This is a genomic window from Bacillus bingmayongensis (genome assembly GCF_000299035.1).
Taxonomy (GTDB): domain Bacteria; phylum Bacillota; class Bacilli; order Bacillales; family Bacillaceae_G; genus Bacillus_A; species Bacillus_A bingmayongensis.
In genome coordinates this window covers 189,090-206,640 of the sequence record NZ_AKCS01000005.1, presented here as the reverse complement: position 1 = coordinate 206,640, position 17,551 = coordinate 189,090, and the positions used below count along the sequence as shown (strand labels likewise).

Annotated in this window: 16 protein-coding genes and 6 pseudogenes; 14 read left to right on the top strand and 8 right to left on the bottom strand. The window is 34.5% G+C overall.

The genetic code is table 11. The features are described from left to right. Window positions 1-8 precede the first annotated feature (8 nt). From Y7E_RS28895 to Y7E_RS0101135, 6 genes and pseudogenes are all read left to right on the top strand, one after another. Window positions 9-497, top strand: coding sequence for a GNAT family N-acetyltransferase (locus tag Y7E_RS28895; RefSeq protein ID WP_017149484.1), 489 nt, complete (start codon window positions 9-11; stop codon window positions 495-497). A gap of 307 nt (window positions 498-804) precedes the next feature. Beyond that, complete coding sequence (locus Y7E_RS34035) at window positions 805-981, top strand: hypothetical protein (RefSeq protein WP_017149483.1); 177 nt, start codon at window positions 805-807, stop codon at window positions 979-981. A 7-nt stretch (window positions 982-988) separates the two neighbouring features. Then, a pseudogene (locus Y7E_RS28890) lies at window positions 989-1,387 on the top strand (alpha/beta fold hydrolase); the annotation flags it as partial. A gap of 15 nt (window positions 1,388-1,402) precedes the next feature. Next, window positions 1,403-1,864, top strand: a complete 462-nt coding sequence (locus Y7E_RS0101150; protein ID WP_017149481.1) for a DinB family protein — start codon at window positions 1,403-1,405, stop codon at window positions 1,862-1,864. A gap of 47 nt (window positions 1,865-1,911) precedes the next feature. Then, a complete protein-coding gene (locus Y7E_RS0101145; RefSeq protein WP_017149480.1) occupies window positions 1,912-2,358 on the top strand; it encodes an AAA family ATPase in 447 nt (148 codons plus the stop codon). A 329-nt stretch (window positions 2,359-2,687) separates the two neighbouring features. Continuing rightward, window positions 2,688-3,497 (top strand): glycosyltransferase, encoded by an 810-nt coding sequence (locus Y7E_RS0101135; protein ID WP_017149478.1) that lies wholly within the window; start codon window positions 2,688-2,690, stop codon window positions 3,495-3,497. Between the two features lie 60 nt (window positions 3,498-3,557). Here Y7E_RS0101135 and Y7E_RS0101130 read toward each other — a convergent pair whose 3' ends face one another. Beyond that, entirely contained in the window at window positions 3,558-4,568 is a 1,011-nt protein-coding gene (locus Y7E_RS0101130; RefSeq protein ID WP_017149477.1) for a D-alanyl-D-alanine carboxypeptidase family protein, read from the bottom strand. A gap of 393 nt (window positions 4,569-4,961) precedes the next feature. On the opposite strand from Y7E_RS0101130, the gene Y7E_RS0101120 reads away from it, so the two are divergent. Together Y7E_RS0101120 and Y7E_RS33855 are read left to right on the top strand one after the other, a co-directional pair. Then, window positions 4,962-6,335 carry a short-chain fatty acid transporter gene (locus Y7E_RS0101120; protein ID WP_017149475.1) on the top strand — a complete coding sequence of 458 codons (1,374 nt, stop codon included), beginning with the start codon at window positions 4,962-4,964 and terminating at the stop codon, window positions 6,333-6,335. Window positions 6,336-6,518: 183 nt separating this feature from the next. After that, a complete protein-coding gene (locus tag Y7E_RS33855; RefSeq protein WP_017149473.1) occupies window positions 6,519-6,836 on the top strand; it encodes an antibiotic biosynthesis monooxygenase family protein in 318 nt (105 codons plus the stop codon). Window positions 6,837-6,941: 105 nt separating this feature from the next. On the opposite strand, the gene tatC is transcribed toward Y7E_RS33855, so the two are convergent. From tatC to Y7E_RS28880, 4 genes and pseudogenes are all read right to left on the bottom strand, one after another. Next, the gene (gene tatC / locus Y7E_RS0101105; RefSeq protein WP_017149472.1) at window positions 6,942-7,688 is read right to left on the bottom strand and encodes a twin-arginine translocase subunit TatC; all 747 of its coding nucleotides are present in this window, start codon (window positions 7,686-7,688) and stop codon (window positions 6,942-6,944) included. Window positions 7,689-7,742: 54 nt separating this feature from the next. Then, on the bottom strand, window positions 7,743-7,946 hold the full coding sequence (locus Y7E_RS0101100; protein WP_017149471.1) for a twin-arginine translocase TatA/TatE family subunit: 204 nt from the start codon (window positions 7,944-7,946) through the stop codon (window positions 7,743-7,745). Window positions 7,947-8,117: 171 nt separating this feature from the next. Then, window positions 8,118-9,527: an amidohydrolase family protein gene (locus Y7E_RS0101095; protein WP_017149470.1), complete on the bottom strand. Its 1,410-nt coding sequence runs from the start codon at window positions 9,525-9,527 to the stop codon at window positions 8,118-8,120. A 126-nt stretch (window positions 9,528-9,653) separates the two neighbouring features. Then, window positions 9,654-10,873 (bottom strand): annotated as a pseudogene (locus Y7E_RS28880) (amidohydrolase). Window positions 10,874-11,071: 198 nt separating this feature from the next. On the opposite strand from Y7E_RS28880, the pseudogene Y7E_RS28875 reads away from it, so the two are divergent. Beyond that, window positions 11,072-11,954, top strand: a pseudogene (locus Y7E_RS28875) (LysR family transcriptional regulator). Window positions 11,955-12,417: 463 nt separating this feature from the next. Here Y7E_RS28875 and Y7E_RS0101080 read toward each other — a convergent pair. Together Y7E_RS0101080 and Y7E_RS0101075 are read right to left on the bottom strand one after the other, a co-directional pair. Next, entirely contained in the window at window positions 12,418-13,575 is a 1,158-nt protein-coding gene (locus tag Y7E_RS0101080; protein ID WP_017149469.1) for a sensor histidine kinase, read from the bottom strand. Further along, window positions 13,565-14,260, bottom strand: coding sequence for a response regulator transcription factor (locus tag Y7E_RS0101075; protein WP_017149468.1), 696 nt, complete (start codon window positions 14,258-14,260; stop codon window positions 13,565-13,567). The genes Y7E_RS0101080 and Y7E_RS0101075 overlap by 11 nt, the downstream gene beginning before the upstream one ends. A 354-nt stretch (window positions 14,261-14,614) precedes the next feature. Between Y7E_RS0101075 and Y7E_RS31190 the strand changes: the two are divergent. The 5 genes and pseudogenes from Y7E_RS31190 to Y7E_RS33080 all read left to right on the top strand — a co-directional run. Continuing rightward, window positions 14,615-14,728: pseudogene (locus tag Y7E_RS31190) on the top strand (DUF3885 domain-containing protein); the annotation flags it as partial. Between the two features lie 24 nt (window positions 14,729-14,752). Next, window positions 14,753-15,460 carry a 5'-methylthioadenosine/S-adenosylhomocysteine nucleosidase gene (gene mtnN / locus Y7E_RS0101065; RefSeq protein WP_017149466.1) on the top strand — a complete coding sequence of 236 codons (708 nt, stop codon included), beginning with the start codon at window positions 14,753-14,755 and terminating at the stop codon, window positions 15,458-15,460. A 34-nt stretch (window positions 15,461-15,494) separates the two neighbouring features. After that, a complete protein-coding gene (locus Y7E_RS0101060) occupies window positions 15,495-16,130 on the top strand; it encodes an SDR family oxidoreductase (protein WP_017149465.1) in 636 nt (211 codons plus the stop codon). Window positions 16,131-16,204: 74 nt separating this feature from the next. Further along, a complete protein-coding gene (locus tag Y7E_RS28870; protein ID WP_237741327.1) occupies window positions 16,205-16,561 on the top strand; it encodes an SRPBCC family protein in 357 nt (118 codons plus the stop codon). Between the two features lie 176 nt (window positions 16,562-16,737). Further along, window positions 16,738-16,896: pseudogene (locus tag Y7E_RS33080) on the top strand (IS1595 family transposase); the annotation flags it as partial. Window positions 16,897-17,027: 131 nt separating this feature from the next. On the opposite strand, the pseudogene Y7E_RS31185 reads toward Y7E_RS33080, so the two are convergent. After that, window positions 17,028-17,201: pseudogene (locus tag Y7E_RS31185) on the bottom strand (GyrI-like domain-containing protein); the annotation flags it as partial. Between the last annotated feature and the right edge of the window lie 350 nt (window positions 17,202-17,551).

Here is a 17,551-nt window from a genome sequence, read left to right as displayed (position 1 = left end):
CAGAGGTAATGATTAAACTTGAATATTTTGAAAGAAGCGATTTCAAACAGCTGCTGGGTTGGATTCATTCAGAGGAATTTTTATTGCAATGGGGAGGACCAGCATTTACTTACCCATTACAGGAAAAACAATTAGAGAAGTATATAAAGAATGCAAATTATGAGAATGCAGACGTATTTGTATATAAAGTGATTGATCAAAAAACTGGAAAGGTTATAGGGCATATTTCGCTTGGGAAAATTGACCGAATAAATAACTCTGCAAGAATTGGAAAAGTTTTAGTTGGGGACTCAAGTATGAGAGGGAAATCTATTGGGAAAAAGATGATGGAAGCAGTGCTCAACGTTGCATTTGGACAACTAAAATTGCATAGAGTTTCTCTCGGAGTATTTGATTTTAATACATCTGCCATTGCATGTTATGAAAAAGTTGGATTTGTAAAAAAAGAGTTATTGAGAGATGCGAGGAAAATAGGAGATGAGTATTGGAGTTTGTAGGAAATGAGTATTTTAGAACATGAATGGTTTAATAGAATGTAACAAACAGGCAAGAGATGGAAGAGAGTATGCATCTAGGTGGAATGGAATGAACTGACCAGAATATAGTAAAGTGAGAGATATGAGAATGTACTCGTGTGAAAATGATGATAAACTTTCGGAATGTGAATCTATCTAGAAGTATAATTTTCTCATTTGTAGATTAATATATACGAGAGGTGGTTATAATCTGAGGGGGCTTGTCATTTTAGAATTATATACAAAAACCAAAGAGTACAAAGCACAAATCATCAAGCGAAACGACAATTTGTATACAATTGAAGTTTTTCGTTGGACAGAAGACGAGGGTTATGAATATTGGAATCCACTAACACGTAATCTCTCTTTGATAGATTCAAAAGAACACGTAATCGAACTTGCTTATGAACAAATAAGACAATATACTTCTGAAAAATTAATTATGACAGATAATATTGATACATAATTGCTATTCTTTTTATCCAGAAGAAACAGCAGGGTTAATATTAGTAGATTCAACGTCAGAAAACTATAGAGAAGATTTTCTATCCATAATGCCTCCTGAATTTCAAGAAGCATATTATAAACAATTTATATATGAAAGTACGTATGAAGAGTTTATGAGTAGCTTGGCTGAGGCTGGTCTTCATTGTAAATCAATAAGGAAGATTCCACTTGTTATAGTTGCTGCTGGAAAAAAAGCGTTTTATTCTCCTGAAGCTCAAGTAAAATGGCTACAAATGCAAAAAGAATTATTACAATTATCAAATAACAACGAATTGATTCTTGCACCCAATAGCGGTCATTATATTCAAAAAGATGAGCCTGAATATGTGATAGAAGCTGTTAAATGGATATTAACTCATATGTAAAAGGAGAGAAGTTGATTGAAAACTTTATTTCTATATAATTGGCAAGTTAGAGAGCAATGGTTTGAATGGTGTAAGCAGCTTTCGGAAGAAGATTTACTCTGTAAACGTGTTGGAGGAGTAGGGAGTATTTTGGAGACTTTGTTTCATATTATAGATGTAGAATATAGCTGGATACGTGCTCTTCAGGGAGAAGAAGATTTGAATCTGCAATTTCAAGACTATCAATCACTTGAAAAAGTGAAAGAACTTTCAGATTCTTTTAAAAATGAAATGAATTCTTTTTTGCAAACATGGTCAAGTAATTTAGAGAATAAAATATTAACAGCCTCATGGACTGAAGAGACGTACAAATATGGCGAAGTTGTACGTCATGTGATTGCACATGAGATCCATCATATTGGTCAATTATCTATTTGGGCAAGGGAGTTAGGTCTTCAACCTGTGTCAGCTAACTTGATTAGAAGAGGTTTAATGTAAGAAACAGCGAAAGTTTTTTTGTGAAAATCTATAAAGTGGTGGTTGTCTTGAAAAGTATTATACCTAATAAAATTCATATCATTGGTCCTGTTGGAAGTGGAAAAACAACCTTAGCAAGAGAATTGTCATCGCAATTAAATATTCCTCATTATGAGTTAGATAATGTTGTTTGGAGAAGGACCGAAAATGGCGATGTAAGAAATACACCTAAGGAAAGAGATGAACAACTTTATAATATTGTACATTCAAACGCTTGGATTGTTGAAGGTGCCCATCATAAATGGGTATCGCAAAGCTTGCAAAAAGCAGATTTAATTATATTTTTAGATGTCAGTGTAGTAAAGAGGAAAGCTAGAATAATAAAAAGATTTATGTTGCAGTTGCTTAATCTAGAAAAGACTAACTATACACCTACATTTGAAATGTTTATGAAAATGTTTAAGTGGACCAATGATTTTGAAAAAATTGTAAAAAAGAGATTTTACATATGTTGAAACAACATGAGGATAAGTTATTTATTTTAAAAGATAATACAGAAATTGAGTTGTCAAAAATAGGGATACTAATTTTGTATTGAACTATTTTATCCAGCATTAATGGGCAGTAAGATCTCCGCTGATTAAAGTGTCACTTTAATCAGCGGGGTTGTCATAAGACAAAAAACACCGAGTCGTTAGGCAGAAATTCTAAATTCCGGTGTTTTTTGTATGAAAAAGTAGGAGGGTTGTATTCATGAATGATTATAATTCAATGCGAATACAGAAATCTGTTCTATAGTAAAAGCAATGCCTAAATATAAAAATTGTATTGGGAGAGATGTGATATGGGTAGGTGTAGTTGTTTTGTAGGGGGAGATAATGAACAAGACATTAAATTTTCTATTATAGTCCCTGCACACAATGAAGAAAAGTATATTGGTAGATGTCTGGATTCTATTGTGGCCGCATCAAACATTTATAAAAATCAGGTCGAAGTTATTGTTGTGCTAAATCGCTGTAGTGATCGAACAGAAGAAATTGCACAGTCATATCATTGCATAACAGTGCAAGATGAAAACAAAAACCTTTCTAAAATTAGAAATGCTGGTGCAAAAATAGCTAGGGGAGAAATCATTGTTACAATAGATGCAGATAGCTCGATGAGTGAGAATATGTTGATTGAAATAGAAAGGCATTTAATGACCGGAAAATATATAGGTGGGGGCGTTAAAGGAAAGTTTGAACGTATTTCACTAGGAATCATAGTATCAGGTTTATTTTTAATTATTCCTCTTATATTTAAATATGGGTTCATATCAGTTGGGATGTTTTGGTGTTATAGGAAAGACTTTAATGCAATCGGTGGTTTTAATGAAAGTTTGTTAATGGCTGAGGATGCAGAATTTGCGATGCGTTTAAAAAAACATGGTAAGACGTGTAAAAAAAAATTCACTACGATAAAGAAAGCGTATATGACAACTTCATGTAGAAAATTTGATGAACATGGTGATTGGGCATTGATAAAGAGACCTCAAATTATTTTTGCATATTTAAAGGGGACAAATAGAAAATATGCAAATGAGTTATATTATGAAAAAGAAAAAGAAAAAGAAAAAGAAACAGAAAAAGAAAAAGAAACAGAAAAAGAAAACTAAAGATAAACCGACTTGTTTTGAAAATGCAAGTCGGTTTTTTATGTAAAAGAGGCTTTGAAATTAAAAATCCTCTGAATCTTTTTTTCGTATATGTACTAATAGAGAAATGGCGATAACAAGAAAAATTATTATTGCTTGCAAAAATAGATTTTTAAGCTGAAGCAGAGATATCCACGATATCAAATAATCCTTAACAGATTGCAGAGATGGAAGGTGAGTTGGTTCGAAACCGTAAGTAAATAGTTTTTGGGTTTCGATAAACGTACTATTTTCTCCATTTGCCTCTATTACAATCGAAATAAACCTTTTGTTTCCTTGTTTTGCTGTACTGGCAAAACTATATCCAGCAGTATTTGAAAAGCTAGTTTGTAAACCATCTACTCCTTTAAATTTTACATTGCTATCAAGTGAATACAACATTTTATTTGTATTGAAAACATGTATATCTTTGAAGGTAAATTGATAAGAGGTTAATTGGGCGATTTTTAATATTATAGGATAATCTGTTATTAAATGCTGGGCTAGTTTAGAGGCATCTAAGACGGTTATTTTAGATTCTTCTTGCTGATTCATTATGCCGGTTGCATTTGCAAAATAAGTTTTATGAGATAACCCCAATTGTGTCGCTTTTTCATTCATTAAATTCGTAAATTTTTGTTCGCTTTTTGAAATATGTTCTGCCAAAGATACGGCCGCACTATTATCAGATGCAAGAACCATTGCATGAAACAAATCACGAACTGTTATTTGATCTTTAGCCGTTATATCGATATTATCTCCTTCCGTTTGAATGGAAGGATTATTTATTTTTACATGATCATCCCACTGTATTCTTCCTTTATGTATTTGTTCTAACACAATATACTCAGTCATCATTTTTGATAGACTTGCTGAAGGGAAAGGAGTATCTTCATTTTTTTTATAAACAATTTTTTCTGATGTTGCATCTATTAATATAGCTGATTTTGCTTTAATTGAAGGTCCATTTACATAGAAATAAAAGTAAAAAACAAGAATTATAGTAATAAGAAAAGACAAGATAAGAAGCATCAATTTCTTAACATATTGCATAAGCGATCCTCCTTGTACATCGATATTACTAGTGTAAAAATTAATATTTAACTAGGAGGAAAGAAAAGTTAAAGAATTTCTAAAGAATTATAAGGAAAACATTAAGTTTGGATAATTATGGTCATGATGAGGCAGTGAAAATGTACTTTCATTCACATTTATACATAAAGAAGATTTCACATTAGAGGACAGGAATGCATTAAGAATGTTTACAGAATAAAGAATTCCAGTTTTATTAATATAGAAGCAAATTATGAAATGGAAATAGCAGCTAGAGATGAAAATCTCTTTAAGTCCAGTGGGGAAAGAATCCGCATGTGCAAAAGGATTTTATTTTCTTTTGTGGAATGATATTTACATTCACCTTATTAAAATTTGGAAAGGAGAATATTTATGAAGCATTCCCTATTGGAGAAAAACACAGGTGTAGATCCAGGAAAGAAAGAATCATTGCTTACAAGATGTGCAAATGTATTTTCGAGATGGTCCCAGAAGTATGTTCCGGATGCATTTGTTATTGCTGTGCTGCTCACCTTATTCACTTTCATTGTGGCCTTGTTGATGAACCCCTCTAAGCCGTACGCAATCATAAAATCTTGGGGAGATGGGTTTTGGACTTATTTGACTTTTACAATGCAAATGATATTGCTAATGGTTACAGGGATGACGTTAGCTTCCGTCCCGTTCGTTAATAGAGGTTTGCAGTCCGTTGCTAAGCTAGCCAACACACCTCAAAAGGCTTATACGATGACATTTTTGATTAGTGCAATGGCGTACTACATCAATTGGGGACTGGCAGTAGTTGTGGGGGCGATCATTGCGAAGGAAGTGGCGAAAAAGAATCCGAATGCACATTTTCCATTGCTTGTAGCAGCTGCCTATGCTCCGACAGCCTTATACAGTGCCGGTCTGTCCAGTTCTATTGGCTTGACTATTGCCACAAAGGATCATTTTCTTGCAGATATGATTGGGATTATTCCTACTTCGCAAACAATTTTTAGTTACTCTACTCTAATTATTTTTTTCGCTCTGTTCATCACGATGCCTATTATTATCGTACTTATGGCTCCAAAAAGCGGGATTATCGGATATAAAGCACCCGAAACAGATACAACTTCTTTTGTAAAACCTCTTCAAAAAGATTTAACCGCCGCGGAAAAATTGGAATGGACGCCGGTTCTGGGAATATTATTAGGTGTAATCGGTACGTTGTATTGTATATATGAATTCATGAACGGTCGCAGCTTAGATTTAAATATTATTAATCTGTTTTTCTTGTCACTCGGTTTGCTGCTGCATGGTTCTCTTGGAAACTTTGCACAAGGATTCAAAGAATCCGCGCAATCCATTTCTCCAATTATCCTACAGTTTCCGTTTTATGCAGGAATTATTGCTGTTTTAGGAAGTTCAGGATTGGGAAGCTCTATCATCGAATGGATGGCATCCATTGCGTCAAAGGATACATTTGATATATTTACATATTGGTCAGCGGGATTAGTGAACTTATTGGCGCCATCTGGCGGGGGACAATGGGCTTTGCAAGGACCACTGCAGGTCCCGGCAGGCTTGAAGTTAGGAGTAGATCCAGCTACTATCGCCATGGCGGTAGGGTGGGGAGACGCATGGACCAATCTGATTCAGCCGTTCTGGGCATTACCTCTTCTAGGGGTACTCGGTTTGAAAATCAAAGATATCATGGGGTATTGCTTCATTCTCTGTATTTGGGTCGGAATTGTCACAAGCTTATTGATGTTGTTTGTATATTAGCTTGCATAGGTATATGTTATCGCTATTAAGTTAAGGTCTTGAAATACCCTTGAAATGAAAGCAAAACTAATCTAGAAGTATAGGTGGGGCATTTATGAACATCCTAGATTTCAGTATCAATTTTCCGGATATCCATGGTGTTCTAAGTAGAAAAGATAATTTAATTTCAAGGAGGTTATTTAGATGAAATCTAGTGAAGCGATAGTGTGGATTAATGCATTTACTGCCAAACCAGGTAAACTAGATGAATTGGTTGCTATCCAAGCTGAAGAACTACTTAACTTTAAGAGGAAAGGTATTCCTGGTTGGATTAGTAGTCATTGGCATCGTTCTGTTGATAATAACAAGGCAATTATGATGACTACTTTTGAGAGTATTGAATATCATAAAGATTGGTTAGAAAAAAATGACTTCTCCAAACACTTAAACAAGATTGAACACTTAATTGAAGGAGTGGAAGGTGGATACTATACGTTAGTGGAAAGCATTGAAAATATGTAAACTACTTATATTCTAGATTTTTATTTTTCACTTTGATATTGAAAACTCGTTATACCGGACATAAAAGCCCATGGAAAACTCCATGGGCTTCATCAAGTTGAAAAATTAAACATATTCGTATGCTTTTTTGTTCCTTTCATTAGCTCTAAGCTGCCGTTTGTATACAAATTTAGATAAGCTGACGCTTCCCTCATATAAGAGCAGTAACGGTATGGCCACAAGGAAATCCGATAGAAAATCCGGCGGCGTAATTAAAACTGCAGCGACTATTAATAGAAAATAGGCGTATTTCCTAATTTTTTGCAGACGGTATGGATTGATAATTCCCAAACTTGTTAAAAACATAATAACAACGGGTAGTTCAAATAGAAATCCAAACGGCAATGTCATATGAAGCAAAAATCGGAAATATTTCTCCGCTGTAAACAAAGTAGTAAACATACCGTTTGATAGTGACATTAAAAAATGTAATACAAGAGGAAGTAAAATATAATAACCAAAACTAATCCCCAATAGGAATAGAATCAATAGTGCTGGAATATAAGCGATTGCAACCTTTTGTTCTTTTGGTGTTAACGCTGGACGTACAAACAACCAAGCTTGATGTGCAGCAACTGGTATAGTAATTGTACCGGCAGCGATGGCAGCAATTGTTAAATAAACGAGTAAGATATCACTTGGTCCTAACAGAGCTAGCTTAAATGGTAAATCTTTGACCAGTGTATGATAAATATCTTGTACATATATAAATGTCAGTATAAAAAACAGCAAAAAAACAACTAAAGTGATAATAATGCGTTTACGTAACTCTTCAAGGTGCTGAACAGTTTTCATATTTTTTTCTTTCAACATTAATCACCCCCATGAAATAGTAGATGTAAGACGTACTCTACATCTACTATTCATCTATTTGTCTAGTTTTTCTTTCTTATTTGGATTTTTTTGTAAATCATCTGTGTCATCCGCGATAAGATCTCTAGTGGGTTTTTTAAATTCTCTTAATGTTGAGCCGAATGCTCTTCCTAGTTCCGGTAACTTAGAAGGGCCAAAAATAATCAGGGCGAGCATTAAAACAAGTATTAATCCTGGGATTCCAATATTCTGAAACATAAGTTCCTCCTTAGTATCGAGTCTTGTAATTTCTTTTACATACTTATAGCAATATTTGAAAACGTTTTGGAAAAAGGAATCTTTAGGTCAAAGTTTTTGTGAAATTTTTCTGCCTTCCATTCAGTTGTATACCAAACAAATTTTTATCAATTTTATACGTATTCACACCGGTTAGTTTTTGGCTTTATCAAGAGAACCGGCAGCTAGAGTACCTTTATATAGCACGGAAGCACGCTTTGGCAGCCGCGCTACCGCTTCGGCCGAGCAGTTGGCAGGAACAAGTATGGCGGTAGCAGCATCGCCAACCTTTGGCCATACTTGCTTACCGGACTCATCTAATGGCGTAATGCCGCCGGTAGCAAGAGAAAGTGCGCGGGACAAGTTATATTCGTAGGACCATCCATACAGCTCTGCAGCAAGATGAGCTTTTTGCAGCGTGTCACCAATCCCAAGCGGGGACCAGTGATCCATAATACTATCATTGCCAAGCATGACATTCACCTTTTGCTTTTGAAGAAGCGGAATCGGCATCGCATTTTTGCCAATTGGAACAGTTGATGCAATCGAGATGCCCAGCGAAGCAAGTCGGTTTGCCATTTCGATGTCGGCGCCGGCTGTCAGCGATGCTAGTGAGAAAGCGTGGCTGATTGTCACTTTTCCCTGCAGACCGGCTTCTTCAGTCAAATCTGCCAATCGATGAATTGCTTTCAAACCTGTTTCACCGCCTTCATGAAGATGGATATCAATTCCTGCTTTGTTGTCCACCGCAATTTGTACCATAGTTTGTAGTGATTTTTCCATATCTGCATCAACCAAAGTAGGATCTAGTCCGCCAACATGTGTTGCTCCGAGCTGCATAGCTTCACGCAGCAGTCCCTCTGCATTTGAACGAAGTAAGCCGTGTTGAGGGAAGGCGACAATTTCGTGCGATAGTTTATCTGAATAGTTCGCTAAGGCGCGCTTTAAACTCTCGAGATTTTTGAGGCCGACGACAGGGTCAATGTTGCAGTGACTTCTGGCAAATGTTGATCCGTAGCTGAGAATCAATTCAATTAATTTTTCCGCACGCTCTTGGGCAGTTGGCAGCAACTCAAGTAGCAGCGTCTGTTCAACTTCAATCATGTCAAAAATGTTTTTTCTTTGCGATGCAGCTCTCCAAGGACCACCATAAAATGTTTTATCCAAATGAATATGCATATCTTTAAAGGAAGGAAGCAGCAGCATGCCTTTCGCATCATAGCGATCGATATTCTTTTTATAAGGAACTTTTGTATCTAATATTTTTGTAATAATACCTTTATCGATTTGAAGATTACAGAGCATGGTGTCCGTTGCGACAACCTGGCCATTTTCATATTTATATCCGCTTTCCAATCGCACATTCAACAACATGTAGGAGCTATTTTTTTCCGTTTTTTTGATGTTGTGATCATCTTTTTTTTCTTTTTCGTCCGCGCTTACATTTTCAGGGACAAATAATCCCATTGCGTCCGTGACGCCGAGAACAGCTGTAGCCCCTCCAATTTTGCAGACGTTACCTAGAAACTTTCTGCGAGAAAAACCTTTGTTTTCTTGATCCATCTGGAATATCCTCCTCTTATAATCTTTGCATGGAGCCTAAAGCATGCACTTTATAACCCGATATCTGCATTTCACTTACCCTTTATCTTAATTTAAAAATGATTAAGATCTTGCTTCTTCACTAGATTAAAGCGAACCTGCAACGATTTTCCCTTTATACATAGTGGCTGCTCGCTCAGCTTTTCTTGCAATGGCTTCAGCGGAGCAAGATGCTTTGACAAACACGATATTTGCATCGTCCCCGACTTGAGGCCAAACTTGTTTTCCTTCATGATTGAGCGGTGTCTTGCCACCCGTAATAAATCCTAGAGTTTGAGCCAATGACTGTTCATCTATCCATCTTGAAAACTCCGCTAAACGACCGGCGCGTTCGAGAATGTCTCCGTTGCCAAATGGCGACCAAACATCAAAAATATTGTCACATCCCAAGGCAACGTCCACTCCTTTGTTATGTAATAACCCAACAGGGGGGAAACTTCTGTCAATTGGAACGCTCGTGATAATTGAAATTCCTGCATCCGCCAACAGTTCTGCCATTTCACTTGCTTGATGTAGCGGAATATCTCCTAAGCCAAATGCGTGGCTAATGGCGACCTTTCCTTGTAGCCCGGCTTCTTTTGTAAGGGCAGCTAGCCTTTTCATCGTAAAAATACCAAGGTGATCGGCATCGTGTAAATGTAAATCGATATCTGCCTTTCCTTCCACAGCAATCTCAATCATTTCTTGTAATGATGCTTCGATGTTCCCATCAACAGTAGCCGGATCAACACCGCCAACAAGAGATGCTCCTTGGCGAATTGCTTCTCTTACTAAATTCCCTGATTGAGTGCGCAATAAACCGTGCTGTGGAAAAGCGACAATTTCATAAGATAACTTGCCGTCAAATGTTTGCAATACTTTTTGAATGTCATCTAAATTTTGTAAACCGATTTCTGGATAAATATCTACATGTGTACGAATATGGGTAGCTCCAGCTTTTAAGAAAGTCTCTAGTAAATGTTCCGCCCGTTCTTGGGTAGTGGTAGACAAAGAGGGAAGAACCTCTTTTTCCATTTCAAGTCGTTCAAAAATACTGTTAACAGGTATTACTGCTCTCCAACGGTCACCATTATCGTTTTATCCAAATGACAGTGCTTTTCAATAAACGATGGAAGAATTAGTAGTTGTTTCACATCTACTTTCGGCAAGTGATCTTGGAAAGGTTCGTCATTTGTAACAATTTTTGCGATTTTTTCATTGTCAATAAGAAGATGGTAAGAGCCTGTCTTCGTTCCTGTAATGGCTCCATTTTCAACGTAGTGACCGTTTTCTAATTTGGCATTGATTAACCAAAAAGCGGTGTTCATAGAGTATCCCGACCTTTCTTTTATAAATGATTAAAATGGTCTTTTTCCCTTGTGAAATTTTAATAAGTCAGGAAATATTACAAGGGAAACGTAAAAAGATTCATAAGATTATGATAAACTAAAGAAGAATATATGAAAAATATAAAAAAATTAATTTTACTTAAGTTTTTCATATACAAAAGGGAGTGTTTTCTATTTATGGATATAAGACAACTGCGTTATTTTATTGCGATTGTCGAGGAAAGACAAATTTCGGCTGCTGCTCATAGACTTCATATTTCACAACCTCCGCTCAGTCAACACTTGAAAGCGATGGAACAGGAACTAGGAACAAAATTGGTTGAGAGATCCGGGAAATTTTTAGAAGTAACGCAAGCAGGTCAAGCTTTATATAAATATGCATTAAAAATGACGCAATTATTAGAAGAAGCAAAAATGGAAGTAAAAGAAGTGGGGAATGGGATAACAGGTAGGCTAACACTTGGTGTCAATACTTTATCAGTAGTCGGGTTACCTCAATTGCTACAACAATTTCATGAAAAATATCCTAGAGTCTCGTATAAAATTCAACAAAATGAGTCAGCTCAGCTTTGTCAGTTAGTGAGAGATAGAGTAGTAGAATTGGCAATAATTCGATTACCGCTAAAATTGGATGATTTTTCTGTGATCCATCTTCATACAGAACCGTTTTATTTTATTACTTCAAAAAAAACAGCAATTAGCTAATCGTAAGATTACCTTGGAGGAGATGAAAAAATTCCCATTAATCTTGCCTAGCACGGAGGGATTAGGCGTATATAATATGATTCTAGATGTATTTTCCAAATATCAGTTATGCCCAAATATCGTTGCCGAGTGTTCTGATATTTCTATTTTATTAGATTTAGTTGCGTCTGACTTTGGAGCGTCCATTGTTCCAGAAACCGTAATTCAACGACATAAAAGCTATCCTATCCAAGCTTTTAAAATTGCCGATACAAATTTGTCTGCCTCTACAGGTTTAATTTGGTTGAAACATCATGAATTATCAAGTATCGCTCAAAACTTTGTTAATTTATATAAGTCCATATTAAAAATTTGATATCTGTGTAAAAAATGCCCATTAGGTGATACCATTGCGATTACAGTAAATAATGGTTAAGGGGCAATAACCATACATATCCATACTTTAGAGCAAGGAGAAGAGATTATCATTTCTACAAAAGCTGTCAGAGGAGATGATTTAAGAAAGAATGTCCGTAATTTAAGTAGTGGAGAAGTAATCCAGCTAGTATTCTAGCAACTGTTTTGGTAAGATCCAATGTGCTAGTTTTTGACGAACCGACAAATATTGAGGTGATGATAGAGGGGAAGGTATAGAGTATTTCCTTGAAATCGTGAAACGATATATATTAGATAACTCAGAGTAAAAAATGCCAGTTATCATGATACTATCTCGAAATGAAATGATTCTTTTTGAGATAGTATCATGATTTTGTTGTTAAAATACAATACTTTTATTGTTTTAGTAGATAATTTATATAATTATTGAGACGAAATATCTTTTAGTGATTATATGGAAGCAGTTTTACAGTAAATGTTGTTTTTTCATCATTACTATATACTTCAATGGTTCCATTATGAATCTCCACAATACTTTTAGCGATAGCCAAGCCCAGTCCAGATCCTCCTGTGTATGCGGAACGTGATTTTTCAACACGATAAAAACGTTCAAAAATATGTGGTAAATCTGTACTTGGGATAGGCTGCCCGTAATTTGCAATATCGATTGCAATCATTTTACCGTCTTGATAGGCTGTTATATCAATGAATTTCCCATCATTACCATATGTCATCGCATTCATAATTAAGTTTTCAAATACGCGTACTAATTTATCTCCATCAGCAAGTACCATTAGTTTTTCTGATGGAAATGAAGGTCTACATTCAATATTTGCTTCTTGAAATTGCATACGAAATTGAACAGATAGTTGACCAAGCAATTCAATTATATCAATAGGTACAGTATTTAGTTGTAACTCTTTATTTTGAACTCGCGTATATTCAAACAAGTCATTCATTAGCATGTTTAATCTAGTTACTTTATCATAAATAACTTGAATATAATGACGTAATTCTACTTCATCTCTGTAATTATCATGGTGAATGAGATTAACATAGCCAACTATGGATGTTAACGGTGTTCGTAAGTCATGTGAAACATTTGTGATGAGTTCACTTTTCGCTTGTTCAGTTTGACGCTCTTCTTCAATTGAAACTTTTAACTGCTCTACAATGTGATTGACACCAGTTGCTAAGTCTTCTAAATAATGATGGTGTAAAATAGATACTTTATGATTAAAATTACCATCTGCAATATAACGAATTTCGTCAATCATTTGCTTTATGCATACTTCATAATATAGTTTTTTTTCGTGACGATAAAAAATATAAACATAGAATGAAAAAATTGAGAATAAAAATAAATAGGACCCCATCATTGTCCAAAGAGACTCTTTTAATCCTCTATACTTTTCGTAGCCGACGATTCTGACAAATTCTCCACTTAATGCCGTTAATGTAAGGGAACTGTCAATTACACTCGTAACAAGACGGGATATGACAACCTCGGTAATGGGTGTAAGCAAAATAGATACTAAAAGCCAAAATACGATTTTCCATTTGGGGATTACTTTCAATATATCAAACGTTTCATTTTTCAATTTTATAACCCACTCCCCAAACAGTATGAATGAGTTTTTCACCATTTGTTCCTGTTTCAAGCTTATCCCTTAAGTTACTAATATGAACCATTACAGTTTTATTAGAACCGTAACCATCTTCATTCCAAACACGTTCAAATATTTCTTCTGAACTAAATACTCTACCAGTATTACTAGCAAGCAAATATAAGATATCAAATTCAATAGATGTAAGTTTAATATATTCTCCATTTACTGTCACGGTATGATTATGCTTATGTATTTCCGCGGAACGAATCCGAATGATCCCGTCTTCTTTTATTTGTGATGCAGCATACTGAAATGAAGACCTACGTAATAATGCTTTAACCCTAGCAATTAATTCTAATGGATTAAAGGGCTTAATCATATAATCATCGGCACCCGTCATAAGACCTAGGATTTTATCCATATCTTCTGCTTTTGCACTTAACATAAGAATAGGTACTGTATTTTCTTCTCTAACTTGCTGACAAACTTCCAACCCATTTCTTTTTGGCATCATAATATCTAATATCATAAGGTCAACCTGATGAAGTGAGAGCATGTGTAACGCTTCATCACCATCATATGCTTTATAAATGTTGTAACCTTCATTTCGTAAATAAACTGCTAGTAATTCTACAATGTCTTTATCATCATCAATAATTAAAATGTTTCTTTCCATCGTATACTTAATTCCTTTCTTTGCATTTCTTCATTATTAATATAATAACAAACATTTAGGTGTTTGGGAGTTAAGATCATATATAAAATTTCATGTAACGTATTAAAAAGGATTTAAAAAATACATCACGAATAAAAAATAAGAGGATGATTTGATACTAATGATGTGTTGAATCAACATTTTATCGAGGAGAGAGTAACATGTTACATAAAAACCTATATACATTCGAGGCAAGTGGGGATTGGGAAAGTGACATAAAACATTTTTTTAGAATACAACCACTTGGGAATTAAAATATAAAATAAGTGGAATTTGAATTGTTTAAAAGAAATAGTAGATTAGAAAGGATGTAGAAGAGGATGTGAGGTAATTGCGAAGAATAAAGAAATGATACGAGATTTATATAAAAAATATAAAGAGTGGATTCCATGTTATGAACGGAAAAGTATTGAGAGATTATTCAAATGAAAATAGGGGGAAGTGAAAAGTGTAATGAAACGTATTGCAATTGTATCCGCATGGGAACCAGAGCTTACATACTTGCAGCAGCATTATCCAAGTCATCGTGTAGAAAAGCGAGCAGCTTGGGAATTTCATTTTCATTCTATAAATAAATTAGAAATAATATCTGTAATTACCGGTGTGGGAAAAGTGAACTGTGCCAGCTGTGTACAGTTACTAATAAGTGAATTTAAGCCTGAACAGTTATTTATGACAGGTATTTGTGGAAGTTTATCTGAGAAAGTAAAGAATGGTCATATTGTTGTTGCACTTAACACACTACAGCATGATGTAACAGCTGCGGGAACAGGAACGGATAGTTTCGATTTATATACCGGTAGAACAGCTCCTATTGAAACAACGAAATATCTTGTGAGGCAAATGAAAAAAATGCAATCTTATGATCAAGTCCATTTTGGAACTTTTATATCAGGAGATCAACGTATTCGTAGTACGGAAATGAGATGTTTATTACATACTGTATATGGTGCAATAGCTGTCGATCAAGAAGTAGCAGCTTTTGCATACGTATGTCATGTGAATAAAAAACCTTTTCTCTGTTTGAAAGCAGCTTCAGATCAAGCAAATGATAGAACGGTAGAAGAACAAAAGATTTTTAAAATGTTCGCTTGTGAGAGAGCGTGTGAATATTTACTTGCGTTTTTACGTGTATATGAAGTAACTACAGTTCGTCAATAAATCATTATTTTTTAGAAGGAGCCTAATTTTAGTCATGAAAATAATAAATAAAATAGCAATTATCGGTGCAAACGGAAAGGCTGGTAAATATCTTGTAAATCAAGCACTGCAAGAAGGCTACTTTGTTCGTATTCTTACACGAAACCCACAAAAATTTAAAATCTCGCATAAACATTTGGAAGTTGTAAAAGGAGATGCTCGCGATATTTCTGCAATACGTCAATTACTACAAGCTTGCGATGCTGTTATTAATGCAGTAGGTCAGCCTAAAAAAGAGTCATATATATTTAGCACGGTTACAAATCATATTTTAGAAGTAATGGTAGAATACAGGATCAAGCGATATGTTCTTATTTCTGGAGGATCAATGGATGTAAAAGGAGATGCTAAGAGTGTATTAAATAAAATAGGGGCAATGTTATTTCGTTTGTTACTTTCAGATATGATGAAAGATAAGTATAAGGAGTTAAAACTGATACGAGATAGTAATGTGAATTGGACTATTGTACGATTACCTTTTGTTGTAGACGGGGAAGGGACCGGTAAAATAAAAGAGAGTCTCAGAGATTTACCAGGAATTAAAATTCAAAATGGAGATATTGCGCCGTTTGTTATAAAACAAATTCATGATGAAATGTATAGTAAGAAATGTCCCTTTATTTCAAATTAGTAGGAAAGGTAGATTTTTCTTTAGGGTCAAATGAATGATTTGAATGTATCATTTAACTGAATTCAAATGGAGGTATGACAATGTTAGCTTTAATAGAAAAAATAGATAATGAAGATGGTTCTGGAAAATTTATTGATATCGATATTTTGGAATGTCAACTGAATTCCGTATTAGAATTTACTTGGGGAGAGGACCGAGTTCGATTTGAAATACATAAAAATCTAGAGGGATCTCTATTAGTACTAAAGGAGTTTATTCATGAAATAAATGATCACACACCAAAGGACTTATCTGGATGGCATATATGTTTAGAAATGTTTTCTTCTGTATTAGATGGACATAATATGGAGTTTCCAAAAGATGAGTGGGAAAAATGGTATGAAAGGTATAAGTTAGTAGTTAATAAAATCGGAAATAAGGATGTAAATTAACTGTATTATTATGTAATAATTATAGGTTAAAAATGCGTTTATCGAGAAATAAAAAACCGATTGAAAGCTTTATGTTTATTATATAAATGCAGATATTACAGAAAAGAGTATATTAGTTATTACACGTACAATTGATGCGCCACCAAACTTATTGTTTTAAAATGTGAACTGACCCGGAATATCTTGATAATTACCTTGCTTGGTTTTTATTTGTCGATAATTGTAGTAACGAAAGTACTAAACAGCATATTAAGGAATTTCTATTGACATCATTTGTATTTGAAATGACTGACACATATGACAGTTTGCGACTGTCCAAATTCAAAGTTTTATGATTCTTTCGCTAACAGGTCATTTATTGAAACTTGAACAAGAAGTTATCGGTACTGATAACTTCTTGTTCTTCTCCTTGTATTTTTATTTCCTGTTGATGATAAAGTACTAAACAAGAAAAAAACTAATCAAACTATAACGGTTTTATAGGTACACATATTTCGCAATAAGGGTTGTTAATCATATCGCCAATGTATTTTTCCATAATTGGTTTGTTGTCCAATTGATATCCATTGCTTGGTAGGGATGTAAAAATATCAGAATATGCTTTTTGAATATCTTCTGCTGTATGTTTAACCTCATATAAAAAGGAGATGATTATACTGAAAATCTTTGTCTATTTCTTAATCATTCTGTTATTTCTTGTGGTTGATTACTATTGCTTAGATATGGATAGCAAAAGATGGGGATGATTTAAAAATAGAAGTAAAAAGCAAAAAAGAATATTTTTTACTCTTGTTCTTCTCTTAACTTTCATAGAATACATACTTCTTGATGCTAAATACTTTAAAACCTGAAACCTTGAGTAGGCTAAAAGAACCAATTTTTCCTTTGGATTCAATAGTTAATAGCACTTACTTCCCGTTCCCAAAATACCGATTATGCGAAGGGAAAGTCCTTTCATTACTTCTGAAGGGGATATTAAAGGTTTTACAA